The sequence below is a fragment of the Rhodanobacter sp. UC4452_H20 genome (assembly GCF_052978205.1).
Map to the genome: position 1 here is coordinate 904,868 of NZ_CM129662.1, position 23,108 is coordinate 927,975.

Below are 23,108 nucleotides of genomic sequence, written 5' to 3' on the forward strand. Positions count from 1 at the left end.
CGCCGCTCGGGGTCACGGGTTGACGGCGTCACCAACGGGGTCAGGTCCACTTTCCCGAACCCGCCTCGTTTCGAGCGGTTTCGCTACGCCGCTCCCGCCGCCCAATCATTTCTGTTGCCCCGGTGGACAGATGCCGGCGAGTCGCTTGATGAGTGCACCCATCGGCAAGGCTGTCGCCACGAAAGTGATCTCGCGCACGTACTACCAATGGAGGCCTTTTGGGACGCCAGGGGTCGGAGTAGTTTGCGTTGAGGGGGGAATTCAGCGGCCATCGGGAGGGAGACAACATGCATAACCATGCAGGGATCAACGTGGTTCTTTTGCGCGCCATTCGCGCGGCGCTTGCCGCTGCGGCGCTGGTCGCGTGCTCGGTGCAGGCGCAGGACGCGGGCGCGTCGGACAGCGGACAGGCCCAGGCCAGCCAGGCGACCGCGGCACAAGGGCGCAACGATGCGGCGAAGGCCAAGTCGACCACCACCCTGCAGGAAGTGGTGGTGACCGGTACGCACCGGGCCGGCCTGTCGCCGACCGAATCCATTTCGCCGATCGACGCGTTCAGCGGCAGCCAGATCGCGAAGCAGTCTTCGGCGGACCTCACCGACGCGCTGACCAACATCGTGCCGTCGCTGACTACCCAGCGTTTTCCCATCGCCGACGGCACGTCGTTCGTGCGGCCGGTGTCGCTGCGCAACCTGTCGCCCGATCAGACCCTGGTTCTGGTCGACGGCGTGCGCTTCCATCGTTCGGCGCTGGTCAACTTGCAGCTCGATCCGCTGGGCACCTTCAACCAGGGCGCGCAGGCGGTGGATTTCTCGGTGTTTCCGTCCAACGCCATCGAGCGCGTCGAAGTGCTGCGCGATGGCGCCTCGGTGCTGTATGGATCGGACGCGATCGCCGGCGTGGTCAACGTCATTCTCAAGAAGGCCCGCTCGGGCGTGACGGTCAGCGCGCAGGTGGGCCAGTACGGCAAGGGCGATGGCAACCTGCGGCGCTACGACGCCGATGCGGGATTCCCGCTCGGCGCCGATGGCTTCGTGCATGTGAGTGCCGAGCGCGAAACCACCGACCCCACCTCGCGCGGGATGCCGCAAGCGGACGCGGCGGCCGTCGCGGCCGTGGTCGGTGCGGACCAGGTGCCGTATGACGGCTTCGGCCAGCGCTGGGGCGACCCGCAGACCAAGACCAACAAGCTCTTCGTCAACGCCGGCCTGCCGCTGTCCGGCGACATGCAGCTCTACGCCACGGGCAGCTTCATGGACAAGAAGGTCCTGTCCAGCTTCTTCTACCGCAACCCGGTCTTGCCGGCCCAGTACGGCATCGGCGGCCGCTCCACCCTGGTCAGCTACGCCGATGGCACCCTGACCCCGGCGAACGCGCCGCAGTCGCTGGTGGACAGCATCGTGGCCGGTGGCGGCGATCCGGCGAACTACCTGACGGCCAACGCGGCGAGTCCGAGCGGATGGGTGCTGCTGAACCCGATCTACACGAAGTTCCCGGGCGGCTACAGCCCGCTGTTCGGTGCGGACATCAGCGATCACCAGCTGGTCGGCGGCGTGCGTGGCGGCGGGCAGAGCAACCTGCAGTGGGACCTGCACTACCGCACCGGCAGCAACGAGGTCGACTACCAGTTGAAGGGCTCGATCAACCCGAGCCTGGGCAGCCTGTCGCCCACCAACTTCCATCCCGGCAAGCTGACCCAGCGCGAGCAGGGCGCCGGTGCGGATTTCGTCCGTTCGTTCGACGATTCGCCGCTCACGCTCGCCTTCGGCGCGAACTGGCGCCAGGAGACCTACATCATCCACCAGGGCGACGCCGGTTCGATCGAGGTGGGGCCGACCGCGTCGGTGTTCGGGGTGGGCTCGGATGCCTTCCAGGGCTTTCCGGCCAACGCGGCCGGGCGCTTCATGCAGAACAGCGAGGCCGCCTACGTCGACGCCGAGACGAACTTCACCGACCAGTGGTCCGGCGCGGCGGCGGTGCGTTACGAGCGTGCGGAAAACTACGGCTCCAAGGTCGTGTACAAGCTTTCCAGCCGTTACGCGTTCACCGACGCGTTCGCGCTGCGCGGTACGTACAACACCGGCTTCCGCACACCGACCCCGGGCCAGGCGAACACACTCAATGTCACCACCACGGCTAACGCCCAGGGTGGCCTGATACCCGCCGGCACCTATCCGGTCGACAACCCGGTGGCGCGCGCGCTCGGTTCCAAACCGCTGAAGACCGAAACCTCCAGGAGCCTGTCCGTCGGCGCCGTGTGGACGCCGCTCGATAGCGTCACGACCACCCTGGACTACTACCGGATCAGGATCGACGACCGCATTGGCCTGGTCAGCAACCGCGTGAGCCAGGCCACCGTCGACCAGCTCGCCGCCGGCGGCTATCCGAACGCGCAACTGCTGCTCGGCAGCGACGCCAGTTATTTCGGCAATGCGTTCGGCTCCGACATCCGCGGCATCGACTTCGTGCTCGATACGCGGCATCAGCTGGGCAATGGCAGGCTCAACATCGACTTCCGCTACAACCGCAACAAGCAGAACGTGGTCAAGGTGCAGCCGGACACGCTCAACGACGATTTCGTGTACGACCTCGAGCACCAGGTGCCCAGGAGCCGGTCGGTGCTCAGCTTCGACTACGCGCTGCACGGGTTCGATGCCATCGCGCGGATCAATCAATACGGCAGCTGGAGCACCACGGTCGGCCTGTTCGGCAGCAACAACCCGCCGGACGACGTCAATCACTACAGCGGCAAGACGCTGCTCGATCTGGAGGCCAGCTACAAGTTCAACGACACCTTCACGGTGGCCATCGGCGGCAACAACGTCTTCGACACCTACCCCGGCAAGGAGCAGAACGCCACGCTGCAGTTCCTTGGCGTCAAGTACGCGCTGACCTCGCCGTTCGGTTTCAACGGCGCGTTCTGGTACGCGCGCGTGACAGCAAGCTTCTGACCGGTCGTCGCCATGGACCGTCTCCCCGGGTGTGCCCGGGGGGACGATAGTTGATGGCTCAGCCGACGAGCGCGCTCTCCGCTGACCCAGTAGCCTCACGCCGCCCCGCGCCATTGCAAGCAAGACTTTGCCGCCACTTCCATGTACGGTTTGCGGACGGCGGCAACGGATGCGCCGCACATCGCAGCCAGGGCTGGCGTGGCATTGGGGCCAACTTGGGAGCGAAGATGAAATCGTCACACTTGCGCGCGGCGGTGCTCGCGGTTTTGCTGGTGGTGTCCGCCGGGGTGGTCGCCCAGGCTGCAACGCCGCAGCCCACCGAATTTCCGCCGGACGCCTTCCCGTCCACCTACCAGCCGCTGCCTTCGCAAGTCACGCTGATCGAGCACGCGACGATCTACACCGGTACCGGCGAGCGCATTGACGATGGGTCGGTGCTGTTGCGTGACGGCAAGGTCGCGGCGATCGGCAAGCAGGTCGAGGCGCCGGCCGGTGCGGTGGTGATCGATGCCAAGGGCAAGTTCGTCACGCCCGGACTGATCGACGTGCATTCGCATCTGGGCGTCTATCCGTCGCCATCGGTGGATGCCACCGCCAACGGCAACGAGATGACCAACCCGACCACGCCGCAGGTGATGGCCGAGCATTCGGTGTGGCCGCAGGACCCGGGCTTCAACACCGCGCGCGCCGGTGGCGTGACCACGCTGGAGATCCTGCCCGGTTCCGGCAACCTGATCGGCGGGCGCAGCGTGGTGTTGAAGAACGTGCCGGCCACCACCGTGCAGGGAATGAAATTTCCGGATGCGCCGTATGGCCTGAAGATGGCCTGCGGCGAGAATCCGATGCGGGTCTACGGAAGCCGTCACCAGTTTCCGTCGACGCTGATGGGCGACGTCGCCGGCTACCGGCAGGCGTTCGCCGACGCGCAGGCCTACGACCGCGAGTGGAAGGCGTGGGAGGCGAAGGTCAAGGCCAAGGGCGCCACGGAGGCCGGCCCGCCGCCCAAGCGCGATCTGGGCAAGGAGACTCTGGCCGAAGTGCTCGGCGGCAAGATCCGCGTACAGATGCATTGCTACCGCGCCGACGAGATGGCCGCCTTGCTCGACGTGGCAAACGAGTTCGGCTTCAAGATCGCGGCGTTTCACCATGCCGTCGAGGCGTACAAGATTCCGCACCTGCTGGCGAAGACGGACACCTGCGCGGCGATGTGGGCCGACTGGTGGGGCTTCAAGATGGAAGCGTGGGACGGCATCCGCGCCAACATCGCGATGGTCGATGCCGGCGGTGCCTGCGCGATGATCCACTCGGACGACGAGAACGGCATCCAGCGCCTCAACCAGGAAGTAGCCAAGGCGCTGGCCGCAGGGCGGCGTGCCGGGCTCGACATCAGCAAGGAGCACGCGGTGATGTGGATGACGCTCAACCCGGCCAAGGCGCTGGGCCTGGCCGACCGCATCGGCTCGCTGGAACCGGGCAAGGATGCCGACGTGGTGATCTGGAGCGCCGACCCGTTCAGCGTCTACGCGCGCACCGAGAAGGTGTTCCTCGACGGCGCCGTGGTCTACGAGCGCGACGAACCGCAGCGGCAATCGACCTCCGATTTCATGCTGGGCAGCTTCATCGACCCGCATGCCACCGATGCCGCCGCAGGGGAGGGCGCACGATGAAATACCTGGCCATGATCCTGGCGATGCTCTGCGTCGCCTGCAGCCCGGCCGACCATTCGGACGGCCATGCCGATACCGCGGCGGCCAGTTCCGCGGCGCCTGCGAATGGCAACGCTGCCGGCGATGGCAAGACCTACGCCATCACCGGCGGCACCGTGTACACGCTGGGCGCCGCCGGCAAGATCGAGCACGGCACGGTGCTGGTCAAGAACGGCAGGATCGCCGCGGTGGGCGCCAACGTCGAGATTCCCGCCGATGCCGAGCGCATCGACGCCACCGGCAAGATCGTCACGCCCGGCATCTTCGACCCGCAAAGCCAGTTCGGCATCGTCGAGGTGGGCGCGGTGAAGGAAACCCGCGACGCCTCGGCCGGCGACTCGCGTTTCAGCGCCGCGTTCGACGTGGCCGACGCGATCAACCCGCGCTCGATGCTGATCCCGGTCAACCGGATCGCCGGCGTCACCCGCGCGATGGTGTCGCCCACCAACGGCGACAAGCACATCATCGCCGGCCGTGGCGCCATCATCGACCTGGGTTCCACCGAAGGCTTCATCCATCGCGATGCGGCGGCGATGTTCGCCGCGCTGGGCGAGACCGGCGCCGCACAGGCCGGCGGCTCGCGCGCGGCCGCGATGCTGGCCCTGCGCGAGGCGCTGCAGGATGCGAGGGACTACGCCGACAACACCAGCGCCTATGCCAGCAACCAGCGCCGCAAGTACGCGCTGACGCGGCTGGACCTGGAGGCGCTCGGTCCGGTGCTGGCGGGCCAGGAGCCGCTGGTGCTCCACGTCGAGCGTGCCAGCGACATCGAGGCGGCGTTGCGGCTGGCCGGCGACTTCAAGCTGAAGCTGATCGTCTCCGGCGGCGCCGAAGCCTGGATGGTCGCCGACGAACTCGCCGCCGCCCACGTGCCGGTGCTGCTCAATCCGCTGGAAGACCTGCCGGCACATTTCGAGACGCTGGGCTCGACCCTGGAAAACGCCGCGCGCCTGCAGAAAGCCGGCGTGATGATCGCCTTCGCCACCGGCGACACCCACAACGCGCGCAATGTCACCCAGGCTGCCGGCAATGCGGTGGCCAACGGCCTGCCGTGGCTCGACGCGTTGAAGGCGCTGATGCTGAACCCGGCGCGGATCTACGGCATGGACCAGGATGTGGGCACGCTGGAGCAGGGCAAGCTGGCCGACGTGGTGATCTGGAGCGGCGACCCGCTGGAACTGTCCAGCTTCGCCGACCAGGTATTCATCGCCGGCCGCAAGATTCCCATGGTCAGCCGCCAGACGATGCTGCGCGACCGCTACATGCAGGCGATGCGCGGCAGGAAGGACTTGCCGCCCGGCTACATCGTGCCGGCGGCGCAATAGGCACGTGCCGCAGGCTCCGCCGCCCGCAGGCGGCGGAGCCTGCCGTCGCAGGGCGGGCACTGCCGGCCGGATCTTCCCGTATCGCCACACGCGTGGCAGTCGCACCTGCCGCTGCTCTGGCAGTTTGTTCATTCGCTGGCAGCCTGCTGGCGGCGCTTTTCCGGTACCGATGTCCCGTCGAATGACCACGACACGGTAAGGAACGAGAAAGTGGAGCATCAGCTGATGCGTTCGATCAGGTCCAGTCCGTTCGCCACGGCGTGGCCGAGCGCAGTGTTGTCGAAAATGCACCAGCGCTGCGGACGCCGCAGCCGACGTTCGATGCTGCGCAGCGCGGCCTCGGAGTAGGCGTCGTAGTAGATGCGCGGTGCGCCATGCAGGCGGAAATACTGGAGGCGGGGATCTCCCGCCGGGACCGCTGCGCGCGGGTGTCGCGCCGGATCGGCAGCCACCCGCGCGATACCCCGTTCACGCAGCGCGCGATCGACGGCCGGCCGGAACCACGACGGGTGGCGCGGTTCGCAGGCCACTGGCCCGGCATGCAGCCGCATCAGCCGATCGAAGAACGGCAGCGCCGTCGATGGTGCATAGGCGAGGCTGGGCGGCAGCTGCAGCAGCAGGCAACCCAGTTTCATTTCCAGTTCGTCGACCTGGCCCAGGAAGATGCGCAACGCCGGTTCGCAGTCGTGCAGGCGAGCCTCGTGGCTGATGGCGCGCGGCATCTTCACCGCAAAGCGGAACGCTGCCGGCACGCTGGCCGCCCAGCGACGGTAGGTGGCCGGCCGATGCGGGCGGTAGAACTAGGAATTGATCTCGACACAATTGAACCGCTGCGCGTATCGCTCGAGGTGGCTGTTGCCCTCGGGGAAGCGGCTCGCCAGCGCGGAAGGAATCGACCAGCCGGCGATGCCAATACGCGCTTCGACCATGGAAATCCCGCGGAGGCCATCCATCGCGGACGACGCTACCGCGCCGTTCGTCATGTCACGATGAAGGAAGCCACCTCCATGGTGGCGATGCAGCCGCGATGTCGCGTCGCTGTCGCTGCATCGACGCGATCAGGCTCATTCGTCTTGGAAGGCGAATGAGCCTGATCAGCGTGGCCACTGAGGGCCTAGTGGGACGAAGCGGACGCTTCCGCTGCCGGCGCCGTCGCGCTCGCCGTCCACAGCTTCGCTTCGGCTTTCCCGCCCAGCATCTGCTGACGCACCAGCGGGATCGGCGGGCCGCCGTAGCTGAGGAACTGGTCGTGGAATGCCTTCAGCGCGTTCGGGCCGGGGTGGGCGGCGATCCAGTCCTTGCGCAGCTGCATGATCATCAGCTTGCCCATGGTGTAGTTGAGATAGGCCGGGTCGTAGGTGCCGCGGGCAGCCTGCTGGCGGGCGTTGCCCGGGTCCTGGAAGGCCTTGTCGCGGAACATCTGCTCGGACTGGGCCATGCTCATGCCGCCGGTGTGCAGGCCTATTGCCGAGAGGTAGCGCACGTCGCGCAGCAGGGCGTTGGTGAGCTGGCCGATGTGGACTTCCGGCGTGGCGCCGTCGAGGCCGGCGTCGAACATCATCTCCTCGGCGTAATGTGCCCAGCCTTCGGCGAAGGCATAGCCGACGAACAGCTGGCCGAATTTCCAGTGCGCACGGTTGGCGTGCAGGAACTGCAGGAAGTGGCCGGGCCAGACTTCATGCGCGGAGACGAACAGCAGCGCCGCCTTGCCCGGCACGTAGGCGGCCTGGTCGGCCTTGCTCCAGGTCGGGTCGGGCGGGGCGATGTAGTACACCGACGGCAGGTTGTTCTCGTACGGGCCGGGGATCTCGATGTAGGCGAAGTTCCAGCGGTTGAACGGCGGGGCCTCTTCGGCCTTGGCCTGCTCGGTGCCGGGAATGCTGACCAGATCCTTGTCGACGATGAACTGGCGCAGGCTGGCGAGCTGCGCGCGGGCGCCTTCAACTGCTCCGCCGACGGGTTTGTCGGCGCTCTCCTTCGCCACGCAATCCTTCAGCGATTGGCCCGGGGCAAACTTGTCGCAGGCGCTCTTGAGCGAGGCAAGGTTGCGCGCAAGATCGGATTCGCCGATCGCCTTGAGCTGGTCCAGCGGAAGGTCGACCCGTTCGGTGGCATGCAGCATCTTCGCGAACTTGTCCGCGCCCAGCGCGAAGTCCTGGGTGGCGTGCGGCTTCTGCGCCTTGAGCCAGTCGGCCAGCTCTTGCGAGGCCTTGATGGCGGCGGCGTTGCTGGCCTTGAAGCGCGCCTGCAGGGCATCGTCCTTCACCTGGGCGAAGATGCCGGGCACGTCGGTCTTGAAGAAGCTGGCGAAGCCTGCGAACGAATTTACGCCCACGTCGATGTACGAGGCGGGCAGTGGCAGCTTGAGGTTGGCCTTGATCTGCGCCAGCGCCTTGGGCAGCGCCTCCTGGTAAGTCACGAAGGCCGCCATGCGCTGCGCCAGCGGCGCGTATGGCCGGGTCAGGTACATGCTCGGCGACAGGTCGCCGGTGTAGAAGGTGGGGTTCTTGTACGGAGCGCCCGAATCCTCCAGCCAGAACAATTGGCCGTCGATCACCGCCAGTACGTAGTCGCGCTGGAATCGGCCGCGGGCATCCAGCTCGTCATCGGTGAATGCGGCAAAGCTCTTCCTTTGCGCATGCAGCCAGTCCGCGTTGGCCTTCAGGCCTTCGGCGCTGAAATCGGGCAGACGGCCGTCGAACTCGTGCTTGCCGGCGTTGGCCGCGAACACCGGGTAGTGCTGGAAGTAGCCGGCAAGGAACGCGTCGACGTCCGTTGCCAGTGTCGCGTTGCGGCCGGCGTCCGCCGCGTGGACGCTGGATGCGGCGGCCGGCGTGGACTGGCCCGACAGCGAGGCGTCGGCGGAGCAGCCGGCAAGAAAGGTGGCGGCAACGACGGCAGAGAGTGTGAGCGCGCGCAATGGATGCATGTCGACTTCCCCGGGATGATCGCAAGCGCCGAGCCTAAGGCGTACTGCCGGTTCGACGCAATCGCGCGGGGGGTGGTGCCGGTTGTCGTGCCGCGCGGAGCGGTCAGATTTCCTTCGCCAAGCGCTTTGCCAGCCCGATGTAGCCGGCCGGCGTCAGCTCCAGCAGGTGCTGTTTCGCATCCGCCGGAAGTTCAAGCCCGGCGATGAACTCGCGCATGGAATCCCTGGTGATGCCGTGGCCGCGGGTCAGTGCCTTGAGCTGCTCGTAGGGTTGCGGCAGGCCGTAGCGACGCATCACGGTCTGTACGGCTTCGGCCAGCACTTCCCAGCTGGTGTCGAGGTCGGCGGCGATGCGTTCGGCGTTGACGTTGAGTTTGCCCAGGCCCTTCTTCAGCGATTCCAGCGCCACCAGCGTGTGGCCGAAGGCGGTGCCGAGCGCACGCAGCACGGTGGAATCGGTGAGGTCGCGCTGCCAGCGGCTGATCGGCAGCTTCTCGGCGAAGTGACCCAGCAGCGCGTTGGCGAGGCCGAAGTTGCCTTCGGCGTTCTCGAAGTCGATCGGGTTGACCTTGTGCGGCATGGTCGAGGAGCCGACTTCACCGGCCTTCAAGGTCTGCTTGAAGTAGCCCAGCGAGATGTAGCCCCAGATGTCGCGGGCCAGGTCGATCAGGATGATGTTGGCGCGGCGCACCGCGTCGCAGTATTCGGCGACGTTGTCGTGCGGCTCGATCTGGGTGGTGTAGGCGTTGTAGTCGAGGCCGAGGCTTTCGACGAAGCGCTGCGAGAAACCCCGCCAGTCCATTTCAGGGTAGGTGATCACGTGGGCGTTGTAGTTGCCCACCGCGCCGTTGATCTTGCCGGAGACTTCGACCGCCGCCAGCTGCTTGCGCTGACGTTCCAGGCGCGCCACCACGTTGGCGATCTCCTTGCCCAGCGTGCTGGGCGAGGCGGTCTGGCCGTGCGTGCGCGAGAGCAGCGGCAGGCCGGCGTTGTCGTGCGCCATCTGGCGCAGCGTGTCGATCAGCGCATCGAGCTGCGGCAGCAGCACGCCGCGGCGCGCGTCGCGCAGCATCAGCGCGTAGGAGAGGTTGTTGATGTCCTCGCTGGTGCAGGCGAAGTGCACGAACTCCTTCGCCTGCGCGAGGCTGGCGTCGGCGCCGATCTTCTCCTTGATGAAGTACTCGACCGCCTTGACGTCGTGGTTGGTGGTCGCCTCGATCGCCTTGATCCGCTCGCCGTCGGCCTCGCTGAAGTCCTCCGCGATGGCTTTCAGGGTGGCGACCTGGGTCGCGTCGAAGGCGGGGAGTTCGACGATCTTGGGCTCGGCGGCAAGGGCCAGCAGCCATTCGATCTCCACCTGCACGCGGCGATGCATCAGCCCGAACTCGCTGAAGATCGGACGCAGCGCTTCGACCTTGCTGGCGTAGCGGCCGTCCAGCGGCGACAGGGCGGTCAGGGCGTGGTTGGACATCGGGGCGTTCCGGCGAGGGGAAACGAGCATTTTACATTGCCGGCGGCTCCGTGCCCGGCGGCTTATAGTGGGCGGACGTGACCGTCTCCCGTTCACCCTGAGCGTAGCGCCGAAGGCGCGAAGTCGAAGGGTATCAAGAGGGCTTCGACTTCGCGCCTTCGGCGCTACGCTCAGCCCGAACGGTCCAGGCGATGCCACGGTCCCACCCCGAAGGAATTTCCCCAATGAACAACTTCCGCATCGAACACGACAGCATGGGCGAGCTGCAAGTCCCGGCTGACGCGCTGTATGGCGCGCAGACCCAGCGCGCGATCGACAACTTCCCGATTTCCGGCCTGCACCTGCCGCGGCCGTTCATCCGTGCGCTGGGGCTGATCAAGGCCGCTGCGGCCGACGTGAACCTTTCGCTGGGCCATCTGAAAAAGGGTCAGGCGGCGGCGATCCGCAAGGCGGCGCTGGCGGTGGCGGACGGCCAGTACGACGCGCAATTCCCGATCGACATCTTCCAGACCGGTTCGGGCACCAGCACCAACATGAATGCAAACGAGGTGATCGCGCACCTGGCGGTTGCCGCGGGTGCGAAGGTGCATCCGAACGACCACGTCAATTACGGGCAGAGCTCGAACGACGTGATCCCCACCGCCATCCACGTCAGCGCCACGCTGACCGCCAGCGAGCAATTGCTGCCGGCGCTGAAGCACCTGCAGAAGGCGATCGACAAGCGCGCGCGCGAACTGAAGAACACGCCCAAGACCGGCCGCACCCACCTGATGGACGCGATGCCGATCACCTTCGGGCAGGAACTGTCGGGCTGGGCGGCGCAGGTCGGCGCGGCCATCGAGCGGATCGAGGATGCGCTGAAGCGCATGCGCCGACTGCCGCAGGGCGGCACCGCGGTGGGCACCGGCATCAACGCCGACCCGAAGTTCGGCCCGGCGATGGCCGCCCAGCTGAGGAAGCTGACCGGGGTGAAGTTCGAGTCGGCGCAAAACTACTTCGAGGGCATGGCCGCGCAGGATGCGGCGGTGGAACTGTCCGGCGCGTTGAAGACGCTGGCCGTCGCGTTGATGAAGATCGCCAACGACCTGCGCTGGATGAACTCCGGCCCGCTGGCCGGCCTGGGCGAGATCGAGCTGCCGGCGCTCCAGCCGGGATCGTCGATCATGCCGGGCAAGGTCAATCCGGTGATCCCCGAGGCGGTGGCGATGGTGGCCGCGCAGGTGATCGGCAACGATGCCTCGATCACCATCGCCGGCCAGAGCGGCAATTTCCAGCTCAACGTGATGCTGCCGCTGATCGCGCACAACCTGCTGCAGTCGATCGGCATCCTGGCCAATGTCAGCGTGCTGCTGGCGGACAAGTCCATCGCCGGCTTCAAGGTCAACAAGGCGCGGGTGTACCAGGCGCTGGCGATGAACCCGATCCTGGTCACCGCGCTGAACCCGGTGATCGGCTACGAGAAGGGCGCGGCCACCGCCAAGCAGGCGTACAAACAGCACCGGCCGATCATGGACGTGGCGCTGGAAACCACCGGGCTGAAAAAGGACGAGTTGAAGAAGCTGCTCGACCCGATGGCGCTGACCCGCGGCGGCATCCACGAAAAATAGACAACCAGGGATTCGGGATACGGGATTGGTGATTTGCAAAGGCATCGCCCGCGAGCGGGCTCCTGCAGCCTCCGTCATCTCGCAGAAGCCCGCTCGCGGGCGATGCCTTTGCTTTTGCTCTCGCGAATCCCGAATCCCGTCCTCAGAACGACAGCACGGTCACGCCTTTCTTGTGGCCCGAGTTGGCAATGTTCTTGTCGCAGTCCTGCACGTCTTCCTCCGTCATCGTCGCGTAGGGCTTGAATGCGGGCATCGTGGTTGCCAGCTGCTGCTGGGCGGCGCGCAGGTCGGGCAGGCGTTTGCACAGCTCGAGGGCGGCGGCCTGGATGCGGTCGGTCTGCGGCTTGATCGCCGCCTCGATTTCCGCGTCGCTCTTGCCGCTGAACGCGCCGCTCAGCGCTGCGCTGGCGGCATGCATGCCGAGGTCCGCGCCTTGCGTGCCGATCGCCATGCCGGCCTCGGCGATGTCGATGACGCGGTGGCGGTAGTCCAGCAGCAGCTGCCGTTGCTCCGGCGTGGCGGCGACCGGCTTGCCGTCGATCAGCAGCTCGCCTTGCGGCGTGATCTGGGCGTTGGATGTCGAGCGGCCCATGCGCAGGGTGCTGCCGATGTGGACGGTGTCCACGTCGATGTTTTTGGTCGCCAGTTCCTGCCGGGCCTTCTGCATGGCGTCGTCGACGCGACGGGCCACCCACGAGGTGGGCGCCTTGTCACCGGCAGTTTGTGCGGTGGTTGCCGAGGAGGCCGGCTGGGAGTCCGTGTGGTCCGACTGGCCGCAGGCGGCCAGCGGCAACAGCAAGGCCAGGGCGAGGGCGTTGAGGGTGAGGGATTTCATGGGTGCTTCTCCAAGTCGTGTGTTGGAACGCAACTCAGCTGTCGTCGCGCCAGCGGCGGAACCAGATCGCGCCGGCCAGCATGGCGGCGGCCGCGGCCACGCCGATCCAGAGGTTCATCGAGCCCATCGCGCTGTAGCTGTGCATCACGCTCAGGGTGGAAAGCACCTGCGCCGGGTTGTCGCCGCCGATGCCGCTGACCTCGCTGAACCAGCCACCCGGGAACACGCTGCCCAGGATGCGGGCCACCACGCCACGCCAGTACCAGTCGTTGGAGATATTCAGCGTGCCCAGCAGGTTGAACCAGCCAATCACGATGCCGACGCCCACCGGCAATGCCACCGCCCACAGGAAGGGCTTGCTGCGCGCCCAGGCCGAGCAGAGCATCAGCCAGCCCACCGTCGGCAGCGCCCACAGCACATAGAGCGGGATCGAGCCGACCAGGTTGGCGATCACCTGCAGCGGGTGCGACAGGCCCAGCAGGTGCCACACGCTGACGCCATGCAGGGACAGGGTGATGGCGAACATCAGCAGCATCACGATCCCGGTGAGGGCGCCCACGACCACCGCGATCAACGGCGCGACCACGGTGGCGGAGAAGACCTTGGACAGCACGGTTGCGGTGTCCGACACCGGCAGCGATTTCCAGAACAGGATGCTGCGGTCGCGGCGATCGTCGTAGAGCGCGCCGAGGCAGTAGAAGAACACCACGAAGCCGAGCACGATACCGATGATCATGGTGGAGGAGTACATCACCAGGTCCAGCCCGGCACCGACCGCCTCCATCGACCGCTGGTCCAGGTCCTGGGTGAGCAGGTGCAGGTTGTTGCTGCCCATACCCAGGTGGAAGCCCATCTGCCGGCCCATCACCTCGCCGGTCACGATACCCATCAGGTTCAGCACCAGGAAAATTGCGGCCGTGATCACCGGCGCACGCAGGAAGCCGCCGCGGTGCTCCCAGAATTCGCGTTTGACCAACCACAGGAAGGTGTTCATGCGTAGGTTCCCTTCATGGTGGCGACGAACAGGTCGCTGATGGATGGCCGCCGGGTTTCGCCCAGGGCTTCCAGTTGCGCGCGTCCGACACCGTCGAACAGAAAGATGCTCTTGCCGAAGACCTGGCGCTCGTCCAGCGGCTTCAGCGCACGGGCGGCCTCGGACCGGTCGGCGTTGACCATCACCTCGATGTAGCGCTCGCCCACGGCGTCCATGTCCGCGTCGAGCACGATCCTGCCGTCGCGGATGAACATCAGGTCGGTGAGGATGTGCTCGACTTCCTCCACCTGGTGGGTGGTGACGATGATGGTCTTGTTCTCGTCGAAGTAGTCCTCCAGCAGGTTCTGGTAGAACTGCTTGCGGTAGAGGATGTCCAGGCCCAGGGTCGGCTCGTCCAGGATCAGCAGCTTGGCGTCGATCGCCATCACCAGCGCCAGGTGCAACTGCACGATCATGCCCTTGGACATCTGCCGCACGCGCTGTTCGGGCTGCAGCTTGGTGCGGGCAAGGAAGGCCTCGCACTTGGCGCGGTCGAAACGCGGATGCACGTGGGCGACGAAGTCGACCACTTCACGCACGCGAATCCAGCGCGGCAGCACCGCCACGTCGGCGATGAAGCACACCTCGCCCATCAGCCGGTCGCGCTGCTTGCGCGGGTCGAAACCCAGCACGTTCAGCTCGCCGGTGAAGTCGGTCAGGCCCAGGATGGCCTTCAGTGCGGTGGTCTTGCCGGCACCGTTGGGGCCGATCAGGCCGACGATGCGACCGGGTTCGACCTGGAAACTGACGTTGTCCAGCGCGACCGTCGACTTGTAACGCTTGCCGAGGCCGCTGGCCGTGATGACCGCGCTCATGCTGATGGCTCCTGGTGGTTGCCGGCTTCCCGCATCAGGGTCTTGAGATCCAGTCCGAGGCGCTGCAGGCGGGCATGCAACGCCGGCCATTCCTCGCGCAGGAAGCGTTCCCGTTCGGACTTGAGCAGCGCATCGCGCGCCCCTTCGATGACAAACATGCCCAGACCCCTCCTTTTTTCCACGAGTTGTTCGTCGACCAGTTCCTGGTACGCCTTCGATACGGTCAGCGGGTTGATCTGATAATCCGCCGCTACCTGGCGTACCGACGGCAGCGGGTCGCCTTCATTCAAGGCGCCGTCCAGGATCATCGCCACCACACGCTGGTGCAGTTGGCGATAGATCGGGACGCTGTCGTTCCAGGCGATGGTCATGGTTATTCCTTGGTGATGCGATCGAACTTCTTGCCAAACGAATAGTAGGGCATGACCCACTGCGCCCCGAGCAGGCCCAGCGGCTCGATCGTGTCGCCCAGGCGCAGCTGCGCGTCGGCGGGCACGACGGCGAGGTTGGCGGCGCTGCCGTCGTCGATCAGCGCCGCGGCGCGCCATTCGGCGGCGCTCGGATGCACGGTAACGGGGGCCAGGTTGGTGACGTGGGCCGGCGTGCTGGTGTGGCTGTTGCCGACCGGCTGCCAGGCGTCGACGTTGTACAAGACGGCGCGCAGGCTCGCGAAGGTGAGCAGGATGGCCGCGGCGCCGGCGATCAGTTTGTACGCTTTCATGTCGAACCTCCTTTGGTGCTCTGGGTGAGTGGTGTTGTAGTGAACTATAACACCGACTTTTGAGCCGTCAAGGGGAAATTCGGATTTGACTACATGACTGATGGCCTATGGGGCGGGGGAATAGGGAATAGGGAATAGGGAATAGGGAATAGCCGAAGCCAAGAGCATCAGGGCGGCGCTTTTCCGCTCTTTCTATTCCCTATTCCCCATTCCCTATTCCCTGCTCCAAACAAAAAGCCGGCTTCGCAGCCGGCCTTCTCGGGTCGTCAGGGGAGGTGATCAATCCTTCTTCGCGTACACCTGCCTGCCGCCCACCCAGGTCTGCAGCACCTTGGTGTTCCAGAGCTTGCTGGCCGGGTCCTTGAATACGTCGTGGTCGACCAGGATGAAGTCGGCCCACTTGCCGGGCTCCAGCGTGCCGATGCGGTTCTCCGCATGCTCGGCGTACGCCGCATCGAGGGTGAAGGCGCGCAGGGCCTGGGTCAGGCTCAGATCCTGCTGCGGATACCAGCCGCCGGGCGGCTGCCCCTGGTGGTCTTCGCGGGTGACGGCCGAGTACAGGCCGAAGAACGGGTTGGGCGACTCGACCGGGAAATCCGAACCCGCGGCGATCACCGTGCCCTGTTTCAGGAAGCGCTGCCACGCGTAAGCCCCCTTGATGCGTTCGTGGCCCACGCGATCCTCGGCCATGTTCATGTCGGAGGTGGCGTGGGTGGGCTGCATCGAGGCGATCAGCTGCAGCGGCACGAAGCGCGGGATGTCCTCCAGCGAGACGATCTGCGCGTGCTCGACGCGGTTGCGCAACGCCTTGGCGTCGGGGTGGCTGCGATAGGCCGCGGCGAAGCTGTCCAGCACTTCGCGGTTGGCGCGGTCGCCGATGGCGTGGATGCCGACCTGGTAGCCCTTGGCGAATGCCTTGTCGATCTTGGCCGTCATGGTGGCAGGCGACATGAACAGCAGGCCGCTGTTGTGCGGGTCGTCGGAGTAGGGCTTGAGCATCGCGGCGCCGCGGCTGCCCAGTGCGCCGTCGGCGAACAGCTTGACCGCGCGCACGGTGAGGAAATCATTGCCGTAGCCGATCAGCGGACCGTCCTTGCTGATGACGTCGAAGGACTCGCCGGTATCGCGGATCATCGCGTAGATGCGCGCGGTCAGCTTGTGCGCGTCGGCGTACTGCCGGTAGAGCCGGTAGTTGTCCAGATCGATGCCGGCATCGCTGACGCCGGTGAGGCCGACGCGGGCCATCTCGGCCAGCGCCGTGTCCAGCGCGGCGGCTTTCTCCGCCGCGGTCAGCGCCGGCACGTGGGTGTCGACCAGCTCGGTGGCGCCGTCGACGAACACGCCGGCCGGATTGCCTTGCGCGTCGCGCTCGATGCGTCCGCCAGCCGGGTCGGCAGTGGCGCGGGTGACGCCGGCGAGCTTGATCGCTGCACTGTTGGCCCACGCGGCGTGGCCGTCCACGCGGCTCAACCACACCGGCCGGTCGGCGACCGCGGTATCGAGCTCGCTGGCGGTGGGGAAGCGGCCGAGTTTCCAGATCACCTGGTTCCAGCCGCCGCCGCGGATCCATTTCGCCTGCGGATGCGCCTGGGCGTAGGCCTTCACCTTGGCCAGCGCTTCGTCCAGTGAGCGGGTCTCGCTGAGGTCGACGCTGTTGCGCGCGTAGCCCAGTTCCAGCACGTGGCCGTGGGCGTCGATCAAGCCGGGCAGCAGGGTCTGGTCGCGGCCGTCGATCACGCTGGCGCCATCGGCGCGTGGCTGCAGTTCGGCCGTGCTGCCGGTGGCCACCACCTTGCCGTCATCGACCAGCAGCGCCTGGAACTGCTGCAACTTGCCCTGGCTGTCCAGCGTGTAGCCGTTGACGTTGCTGACCAGCAGCTTGGCGGCATGGCCCAGCGGGGCGCTCGCCAGCAGCACGGCGAACAGGAGCACGCGCGGGAACGGAGTCATGTGGAGATTCCGGCAGTCGGGTGCGCCAGTGTGTCAATGCCGGCCGGCAATTTCCAGCGGCGGCTGGCGCAGTCGAACCGCGGTGCTACGCTGGCGCGATGGCCGTGGTTCGTAGATGGATACGAAGATGACGCAACTGAGCGGTGCCTTGCAGGATCTGAACGATCTGTACTTCTTTGCGGCGGTGGTCGAGCACGGCGGCTTCTCCGCCGCCGGCCGCGCGCTGGGCGTGCCCAAGTCGCGCCTGAGCAAGCGGGTGGCCCAGCTGGAGGAGCGGCTCGGCGTGCGCCTGCTGCAGCGAACCACCCGCCGGTTCGTGGTTACCGAGGTCGGCGAGCGCTTCTACACCCATTGCCGTGCGGTGCTGGAAGAGGCCCAGGCGGCGCAGGACGCGGTGGACGAGTTGCGCGCCGAGCCGCGCGGTGTCGTGCGCCTGAGCTGCCCGGTTTCGCTGGCGCAGACCGTGCTGGCGTACCTGCTGCCGGATTTCCTGGCGATGTACCCGAAGATGCAGGTGCGTCTGCTGGCGAACGATCGCCGTATCGACGTGATCGGCGAGGGCTTCGACCTGGCCATTCGCGTGCGCAGCAAGCTGGACACCGACGCCAACCTGGTGATCCGCAGTTTCGGCCATTCCAGCACCACCCTGGTGGCCAGCCCCGCGCTGCTGAAGGTCACCGGGCGCCCGGCGACGCCGGAGGAGCTGGCCAGGTTGCCCGCTCTGTCGATGCGCGAGCACGAAGGCGCGCAGACGTGGGAGTTGATCGACGCCGGCGGGGGGCAGGTCAACGTGGAGGTGCAGGCGCGCCTGATCACCGGCGATTTCGCCGTGCTGCTGGAGGCGGCCCGCCGCGGCCTGGGCGTGGCCCTGCTGCCGGAGTTCGTGTGCGCGCCGGCGATTGCCGCCGGCGAACTGGAAGTGGTGTTGCCGGACTGGACCATGCCCGAGGGCATCATGCATTTCGTCTACCCCAGCCGGCGCGGCATGCTGCCGGGCGTGCGCGCACTGGTCGATTTCCTGGCCGAGCGGCTGCCGGAAACCACGTTGCTGAAACACCAGCAGTGCCGCGAACGCCCGCAGGCCGAGCTGCCGCCTGCCTGATGCAGGCGACCCGGCCCATGCGCTACGCTGATTCCCTTATGGACATCCAAACGGCCAGATGACGATGATTGAAACCAAGCTGCCCAAGGTCGGTACGACGATTTTCAGCGTGATGAGCCAGTGGGCGCTGCAGCACCAGGCAGTCAACCTCGGCCAGGGCTTCCCCGATTTCGAACCGCCGCAGGAGCTGCGCGATGCTTTGACGCGGGCGATGAACACCGGCAGGAACCAGTACGCCCCGATGCACGGCACCGCCGCCCTGCGCGAGCAGATTGCGCTGAAGACCGCGCGTCTGTACGGGCGCAAGCTCGACGTCGATACCGACATCACGGTCACCTCCGGCGCCACCGAGGCGATCTTCGCGGCAATCGCCGCGACGGTGCGCGCGGGCGAGGAGGTGATCGTGTTCGACCCGGCCTACGACTGCTACGAGCCGGCGATCGAGCTGCAGGGCGCGCGCGCGGTGCACATCCCGCTGACCGTGCCGGCGTTCGCGATCGACTGGCAGCGCGTGCGCGACGCGGTGACGCCGAAGACGCGCATGATCCTCATCAACACCCCGCACAATCCTTCCGGCGCGGTGCTCTCGGCGGCCGACCTGGACGAGCTGGCGGCGATCGTGCGCGATACCGGCATCGTGGTGCTGTCCGACGAGGTGTACGAGCATATCGTCTACGAAGGTGCCCATGAGAGCGTGCTGCGCCACCCGGAACTGGCCGAACGCAGCATCGTGGTCTCCTCGTTCGGCAAGACCTATCACTGCACCGGCTGGAAGGTCGGTTACGCGGTGGCGCCGGCCGCGTTGTCGGCCGAATTTCGCAAGGTGCACCAGTACCTGACCTTCTGCACGTTTCATCCGGCGCAGGTGGCATTTGCCGAATTCATGGCCAGCACGCCGCAACACTACCTGGAATTGCCGGCGTTCTACCGGGCCAAGCGCGACCGCTTCCGCGCGCTGCTGGCGCCTTCGCGTTTCAAGCTGCTCGACGTGCCGGGCGGCTATTTCCAGCTGGTCGATTACTCGGCGATCCGCGACGATGACGATCTCGCCTTCAGTCGCTGGCTGGTGGAGCACGGCGGCGTGGCGACGATTCCGCTGACGCCGTTCTGCGAACGCCCGCCGGGCACGCGCCTGCTGCGGCTGTGCTTTGCCAAGAGCGACGCCACCATGGAGGCGGCCGCCGAGCGGCTGTGCCGGCTGTGACGATGCTGCCGCTGACCGTGTCGCTGGTGCAGGGCGCCACGCGCTGGCATGACGCGCCGGCCAACCGCGACTATTACGGCGAGCTGGTGCGTCGTGCGCGCGGCAGCGATCTGGTGGTGCTGCCGGAAACCTTCCTCTCCGGCTTCAGCAACGATACCCGCGCCAGCGCCGACACGATGGAGGGCGAGGGCATCGCCTGGCTGCGCGCGCTGGCCGTCGAGGTGGGGGCGGTGATCTGCGGCAGCGTGGCGATCCGCGAGGACGAGGTGGTCTACAACCGCCTGCTGTGGATGCGCCCGGACGGCAGCTTCGAGCAGTACGACAAGCGCCACCTGTTCCGCATGGCCGGCGAGCACACCCGCTACGGCAGCGGCAGGCGGCGGCCAATCGTCGAGCTGAAGGGTTGGCGCATCCTGCCGCAGGTCTGCTACGACCTGCGCTTTCCGGTGTGGTTGCGCAATCGCCGGCTCGCATCGGCCAGTGGTGGCATGGATTACGACCTGGCGGTGTTCGTGGCGAACTGGCCGGCCGCGCGTCGGCATCCCTGGCGTACCCTGCTGCGCGCGCGGGCGATCGAGAACCTCGCCTGCGTGGTCGGCGTGAACCGGGTCGGCGTGGACGGCAACGAGATCGCCTATGCCGGCGACAGCGCGGTGATCGATCCGGTGGGCGAGGCACTGGTGGAACTGGGTGCGCAGGAGCAGGTGGTCACCGTCACTCTCGACCCGGCCCCGCTGCTGGCGCATCGCGAACGCTTCCCGGCATGGATGGATGCGGACTCATTCACGCTTGACGCGGATTGACGAGCGCTGACCGGCACCGGGCGCGAGCGGGCTCCTACAAGATGGCCAGCACCGATTCGGGCGGCCGGCCGATCACGGCCTTGCCGTTGGCCACCACGATCGGTCGTTCGATCAGGCGCGGGTGCGCCACCATGGCGGCGATCAGCGACCGGTCATCGAGCGAGGGCGAATCCAGGCCGAGCTCGGTGTACTCCGCTTCGCCGGTGCGCAGCAATTGCCGGGCGGTCATGCCCAGTTGCTTGAGCAGGTCGACCAGTTCCGTCGCGGTGGGTGGCGTGTCGAGGTAGTTGATTACCTCGACGTCGTCGGCGCGTTCCTGCAGCAGGGCCAGCGTGGCGCGCGACTTGGAGCAGCGGTTGTTGTGGTAGATGCGGATCATCGCTCGCCCTCAACGGTTGCCGGAGCGGTTGCCGCCGCGACCCGGCGGGCGTCCGCCGCCATGGCCCTTGGGCCGCGGGCTGCCCGGGGCGCGGTTGCCGCCCTGGCCACGACCGGCGTGGCCGGGTCGGTTGGCAGGCGCGCGGTTGCCGCTGCCGCCCGTGCCGACGTAGGGGCTGCCGGCAGCGGGGGCGCCGCGTGAGCGCCCACCCGCCGCGCCACGGTTGCCGGTGGTGGCGCCGGCCAAGCCGCGCCGACCGCCGGGACGGGGGCTGCCATCGCGAGACTCGCCGGCAAACCAGGTGCGCACCGAAGGCAGCTCCTGGCCCGGTGCCACACGACGGCCCTTGCCGTGCCGCTTCGCATTCCCCGGCGCCCGCTCAGGTGCCGCCACGTTGCCGTTGACCTCGCGGCCGTTGCGCGGCGCGGATTTGCGTCCGCGTGCGGGTTCTTCGCGAATGCGGTCGTAGGCACGCAGCTCGCGCGCCTCGTCCTGGCCGCTGGTCCAGGCGCTGCCGGTGCCGTGCTCCGGGCGATATTCGGTGACGCCGCGGGTGGCACGGCGCTGGTGCAGGATCGGGCTCAGCGTCAGCACCGGCTGGGGGAGTCCGAGCCCGCTGGTCTGGCGCAACTGCTTGACGCTGTCGGCATCGAGCGCCTCGCATTCGCCGCGACGCAGGTTGCGCGGCAGCTCGATCCGGCCGTAGCGGATGCGCTTGAGCCGGCTGACCAGGAAGCCCTGCGAATCCCACAAGCGGCGCACTTCGCGGTTGCGGCCTTCGCGGATCACCACGCGGAACCAGCTGTGGCTGCCGCCGCGGCTGATCACGGCGATCTCGTCGAAGCGGGCCGGGCCGTCCTCCAGCTCCACGCCGGCTTTCAGGCGTTCGATGACCTCGTCCGGCACCTCGCCGTGCACGCGGCACAGGTACTCGCGCTCCATGCCGCTCTTGGGATGCATCAGGCCGTTGGCCAGCTCGCCGTCGGTGGTCAGCAGCAGCAGGCCGGTGGTGTTGATGTCCAGCCGGCCCACGGCAACCCAGCGCGCGCCTTTGAGTTGCGGCAGTTGTTCGAACACGGTCGGGCGGCCATCGGGATCGTCGCGGGTGGTCAGCACGCCTTCGGGCTTGTGGTAGATCAGCACTTCGGCGTCATCGCGGTTGTCGGTGGCCACCACGAATTGCTTGCCGTCCATGACCACGCGATCGCCAGCCTTGACGCTCATGCCGATCTCGGCGGGGCTGCCGTTGAGCTCTATCTCTCCGGCCTGGATGCGTTGTTCCAGCATGCGGCGCGAGCCGAGGCCGGCGTTGGCGAGCACCTTGTGCAGGCGTTCCTCCAGGGCCGGTCCGTCAGTGGCTGCGCGGGTGTCGCGCTTCAGGGTAAGAACGGATTTTTGCGGCGCAGTCATGCGCTTTGCTCCTTGGTATCTTGATCGTCGGCGTCGGTTTCGACGGCCGTGGTCGACGGGCTGGCGGAAGGCGAACCGGGATGGTCGGCAGCTTCGTCAGGCCCGGATGAGCCGCTGGGCGCCTGGGCGTCGGCGGCGAGGGTGGGGTGGTGGGCGTCGATCGGTGATCCGGTGCCTGACTCGGCGTCGGACAGCGGTTCGCGCGGGGAGTCGGTTTCGCCCGGATCGGTCGTTTCCGCAACCTGGTCGTCCGCGTCGTCGTCCGGATCGATGGGCAGGTCGCGGCCGACGTGCGCCGGCAGCGGGTCGGGCTCGAAGCGCATCTGCGGATCTTCCATGTCGCGGATCTCCGACAGCGGCGGCAGCTGATCGAGCGATTTCAGGTTGAAGTAGTCGAGGAACGCGCGCGTGGTGCCGAACAACGCCGGCTTGCCGGGCACGTCACGATGGCCGACCACGCGAATCCACTCGCGCTCCTCCATCGTCTTGATGATGTTGGAGGACACCACCACGCCGCGGATCTGCTCGATCTCGGGACGGGTGATCGGCTGCCGGTAGGCGATCAGCGCCAGTGTTTCCAGCAGGGCGCGCGAGTAGCGGCTGGGTCGCTCGGTCCACATCCGCGAGATCCACGGATGCACGTCCTGGCGCACCTGGTAGCGGAAGCCGGAGGCGACCTCCTTCAGTTCGATGCCGCGCCCTTCACAGTCGCCGGCCAGTGATTCCAGCGCCTGGGCGATCTGCTGCGAGCCGACGTCCTCGTCTTCGTTGAACAGGTCGCCGAGCTGGGGCAGGGTCATCGGTTGGGTCGACGCCAGCAAGGCGGCCTCGATGATGGGTTTGAGTTGGTCGATCTGCATGGGTTCG

At 67.0% G+C, this 23,108-nt stretch carries 18 protein-coding genes and 1 pseudogene; 7 read left to right on the plus strand and 12 right to left on the minus strand.

The window, feature by feature from the left end:
• The first annotated feature begins 287 nt into the window (after positions 1-287).
• The 3 genes from ACVCMC_RS04425 (at position 288) to ACVCMC_RS04435 (ending at position 5,982) form a co-directional block, all read left to right on the plus strand.
• Entirely contained in the window at positions 288-2,951 is a 2,664-nt protein-coding gene (locus ACVCMC_RS04425) for a TonB-dependent receptor plug domain-containing protein (RefSeq protein WP_447098810.1), read from the plus strand.
• Between the two features lie 227 nt (positions 2,952-3,178).
• A complete protein-coding gene (locus ACVCMC_RS04430) occupies positions 3,179-4,618 on the plus strand; it encodes an amidohydrolase (RefSeq protein WP_447098811.1) in 1,440 nt (479 codons plus the stop codon).
• Entirely contained in the window at positions 4,615-5,982 is a 1,368-nt protein-coding gene (locus ACVCMC_RS04435; RefSeq protein WP_447098812.1) for an amidohydrolase family protein, read from the plus strand. The genes ACVCMC_RS04430 and ACVCMC_RS04435 overlap by 4 nt, the downstream gene beginning before the upstream one ends.
• A gap of 218 nt (positions 5,983-6,200) precedes the next feature.
• Here ACVCMC_RS04435 and ACVCMC_RS04440 read toward each other — a convergent pair.
• The 3 genes and pseudogenes from ACVCMC_RS04440 to purB all read right to left on the minus strand — a co-directional run bounded on the left by ACVCMC_RS04440 (position 6,201) and on the right by purB (position 10,382).
• Positions 6,201-6,935: pseudogene (locus tag ACVCMC_RS04440) on the minus strand (DUF72 domain-containing protein).
• A gap of 161 nt (positions 6,936-7,096) precedes the next feature.
• Positions 7,097-8,911: a DUF885 domain-containing protein gene (locus ACVCMC_RS04445; RefSeq protein WP_447098813.1), complete on the minus strand. Its 1,815-nt coding sequence runs from the start codon at positions 8,909-8,911 to the stop codon at positions 7,097-7,099.
• A 103-nt stretch (positions 8,912-9,014) separates the two neighbouring features.
• Complete coding sequence (gene purB, locus ACVCMC_RS04450) at positions 9,015-10,382, minus strand: adenylosuccinate lyase (RefSeq protein ID WP_447098814.1); 1,368 nt, start codon at positions 10,380-10,382, stop codon at positions 9,015-9,017.
• 224 nt (positions 10,383-10,606) lie between these two features.
• Here purB and ACVCMC_RS04455 point away from each other — a divergent pair, with 224 nt between their 5' ends.
• Entirely contained in the window at positions 10,607-11,989 is a 1,383-nt protein-coding gene (locus ACVCMC_RS04455) for a class II fumarate hydratase (protein ID WP_447098815.1), read from the plus strand.
• 142 nt (positions 11,990-12,131) lie between these two features.
• Here ACVCMC_RS04455 and ACVCMC_RS04460 read toward each other — a convergent pair whose 3' ends face one another.
• The 6 genes from ACVCMC_RS04460 to ACVCMC_RS04485 all read right to left on the minus strand — a co-directional run bounded on the left by ACVCMC_RS04460 (position 12,132) and on the right by ACVCMC_RS04485 (position 17,343).
• Complete coding sequence (locus ACVCMC_RS04460) at positions 12,132-12,824, minus strand: hypothetical protein (RefSeq protein ID WP_395118690.1); 693 nt, start codon at positions 12,822-12,824, stop codon at positions 12,132-12,134.
• A gap of 34 nt (positions 12,825-12,858) precedes the next feature.
• Positions 12,859-13,818, minus strand: a complete 960-nt coding sequence (locus tag ACVCMC_RS04465) for an ABC-2 transporter permease (protein ID WP_395118688.1) — start codon at positions 13,816-13,818, stop codon at positions 12,859-12,861.
• A complete protein-coding gene (locus ACVCMC_RS04470) occupies positions 13,815-14,672 on the minus strand; it encodes an ABC transporter ATP-binding protein (RefSeq protein ID WP_395118686.1) in 858 nt (285 codons plus the stop codon). Before ACVCMC_RS04470 ends, ACVCMC_RS04465 begins: the two co-directional genes overlap by 4 nt.
• A complete protein-coding gene (locus tag ACVCMC_RS04475; RefSeq protein WP_395118684.1) occupies positions 14,669-15,043 on the minus strand; it encodes a GntR family transcriptional regulator in 375 nt (124 codons plus the stop codon). Before ACVCMC_RS04475 ends, ACVCMC_RS04470 begins: the two co-directional genes overlap by 4 nt.
• Positions 15,044-15,045: 2 nt before the next feature.
• Positions 15,046-15,393 (minus strand): hypothetical protein, encoded by a 348-nt coding sequence (locus ACVCMC_RS04480; RefSeq protein WP_395118682.1) that lies wholly within the window; start codon positions 15,391-15,393, stop codon positions 15,046-15,048.
• A gap of 279 nt (positions 15,394-15,672) precedes the next feature.
• Positions 15,673-17,343, minus strand: coding sequence for an amidohydrolase (locus ACVCMC_RS04485; protein ID WP_447098816.1), 1,671 nt, complete (start codon positions 17,341-17,343; stop codon positions 15,673-15,675).
• Between the two features lie 127 nt (positions 17,344-17,470).
• On the opposite strand from ACVCMC_RS04485, the gene ACVCMC_RS04490 reads away from it, so the two are divergent.
• From ACVCMC_RS04490 to ACVCMC_RS04500, 3 genes are all read left to right on the plus strand, one after another.
• The gene (locus ACVCMC_RS04490; RefSeq protein WP_447098817.1) at positions 17,471-18,445 is read left to right on the plus strand and encodes a LysR substrate-binding domain-containing protein; all 975 of its coding nucleotides are present in this window, start codon (positions 17,471-17,473) and stop codon (positions 18,443-18,445) included.
• 64 nt (positions 18,446-18,509) lie between these two features.
• Positions 18,510-19,649, plus strand: coding sequence for a pyridoxal phosphate-dependent aminotransferase (locus tag ACVCMC_RS04495; protein ID WP_447098818.1), 1,140 nt, complete (start codon positions 18,510-18,512; stop codon positions 19,647-19,649).
• Positions 19,650-19,651: 2 nt separating this feature from the next.
• Positions 19,652-20,452, plus strand: coding sequence for an amidohydrolase (locus ACVCMC_RS04500; protein WP_447098819.1), 801 nt, complete (start codon positions 19,652-19,654; stop codon positions 20,450-20,452).
• A gap of 34 nt (positions 20,453-20,486) precedes the next feature.
• Here ACVCMC_RS04500 and arsC read toward each other — a convergent pair whose 3' ends face one another.
• The 3 genes from arsC to scpB are packed head-to-tail and all read right to left on the minus strand — an operon-like array spanning position 20,487 to position 23,101.
• Positions 20,487-20,831, minus strand: coding sequence for an arsenate reductase (glutaredoxin) (gene arsC, locus ACVCMC_RS04505; RefSeq protein ID WP_447098820.1), 345 nt, complete (start codon positions 20,829-20,831; stop codon positions 20,487-20,489).
• Positions 20,832-20,840: 9 nt separating this feature from the next.
• On the minus strand, positions 20,841-22,241 hold the full coding sequence (locus tag ACVCMC_RS04510; RefSeq protein WP_447098821.1) for a pseudouridine synthase: 1,401 nt from the start codon (positions 22,239-22,241) through the stop codon (positions 20,841-20,843).
• On the minus strand, positions 22,238-23,101 hold the full coding sequence (gene scpB / locus ACVCMC_RS04515) for an SMC-Scp complex subunit ScpB (RefSeq protein WP_447098822.1): 864 nt from the start codon (positions 23,099-23,101) through the stop codon (positions 22,238-22,240). Before scpB ends, ACVCMC_RS04510 begins: the two co-directional genes overlap by 4 nt.
• Positions 23,102-23,108 lie beyond the last annotated feature (7 nt).

Coding starts and splice junctions, on each gene's coding strand:
- ACVCMC_RS04425 (WP_447098810.1), top strand. CDS start 288: ATGCATAACCATGCAGGGATCAACGTGGTTCTTTTGCGCGCCATTCGC.
- ACVCMC_RS04430 (WP_447098811.1), top strand. CDS start 3,179: ATGAAATCGTCACACTTGCGCGCGGCGGTGCTCGCGGTTTTGCTGGTG.
- ACVCMC_RS04435 (WP_447098812.1), top strand. CDS start 4,615: ATGAAATACCTGGCCATGATCCTGGCGATGCTCTGCGTCGCCTGCAGC.
- ACVCMC_RS04445 (WP_447098813.1), bottom strand. CDS start 8,911: ATGCATCCATTGCGCGCGCTCACACTCTCTGCCGTCGTTGCCGCCACC.
- purB (WP_447098814.1), bottom strand. CDS start 10,382: ATGTCCAACCACGCCCTGACCGCCCTGTCGCCGCTGGACGGCCGCTAC.
- ACVCMC_RS04455 (WP_447098815.1), top strand. CDS start 10,607: ATGAACAACTTCCGCATCGAACACGACAGCATGGGCGAGCTGCAAGTC.
- ACVCMC_RS04460 (WP_395118690.1), bottom strand. CDS start 12,824: ATGAAATCCCTCACCCTCAACGCCCTCGCCCTGGCCTTGCTGTTGCCG.
- ACVCMC_RS04465 (WP_395118688.1), bottom strand. CDS start 13,818: ATGAACACCTTCCTGTGGTTGGTCAAACGCGAATTCTGGGAGCACCGC.
- ACVCMC_RS04470 (WP_395118686.1), bottom strand. CDS start 14,672: ATGAGCGCGGTCATCACGGCCAGCGGCCTCGGCAAGCGTTACAAGTCG.
- ACVCMC_RS04475 (WP_395118684.1), bottom strand. CDS start 15,043: ATGACCATCGCCTGGAACGACAGCGTCCCGATCTATCGCCAACTGCAC.
- ACVCMC_RS04480 (WP_395118682.1), bottom strand. CDS start 15,393: ATGAAAGCGTACAAACTGATCGCCGGCGCCGCGGCCATCCTGCTCACC.
- ACVCMC_RS04485 (WP_447098816.1), bottom strand. CDS start 17,343: ATGACTCCGTTCCCGCGCGTGCTCCTGTTCGCCGTGCTGCTGGCGAGC.
- ACVCMC_RS04490 (WP_447098817.1), top strand. CDS start 17,471: ATGACGCAACTGAGCGGTGCCTTGCAGGATCTGAACGATCTGTACTTC.
- ACVCMC_RS04495 (WP_447098818.1), top strand. CDS start 18,510: ATGATTGAAACCAAGCTGCCCAAGGTCGGTACGACGATTTTCAGCGTG.
- ACVCMC_RS04500 (WP_447098819.1), top strand. CDS start 19,652: ATGCTGCCGCTGACCGTGTCGCTGGTGCAGGGCGCCACGCGCTGGCAT.
- arsC (WP_447098820.1), bottom strand. CDS start 20,831: ATGATCCGCATCTACCACAACAACCGCTGCTCCAAGTCGCGCGCCACG.
- ACVCMC_RS04510 (WP_447098821.1), bottom strand. CDS start 22,241: ATGACTGCGCCGCAAAAATCCGTTCTTACCCTGAAGCGCGACACCCGC.
- scpB (WP_447098822.1), bottom strand. CDS start 23,101: ATGCAGATCGACCAACTCAAACCCATCATCGAGGCCGCCTTGCTGGCG.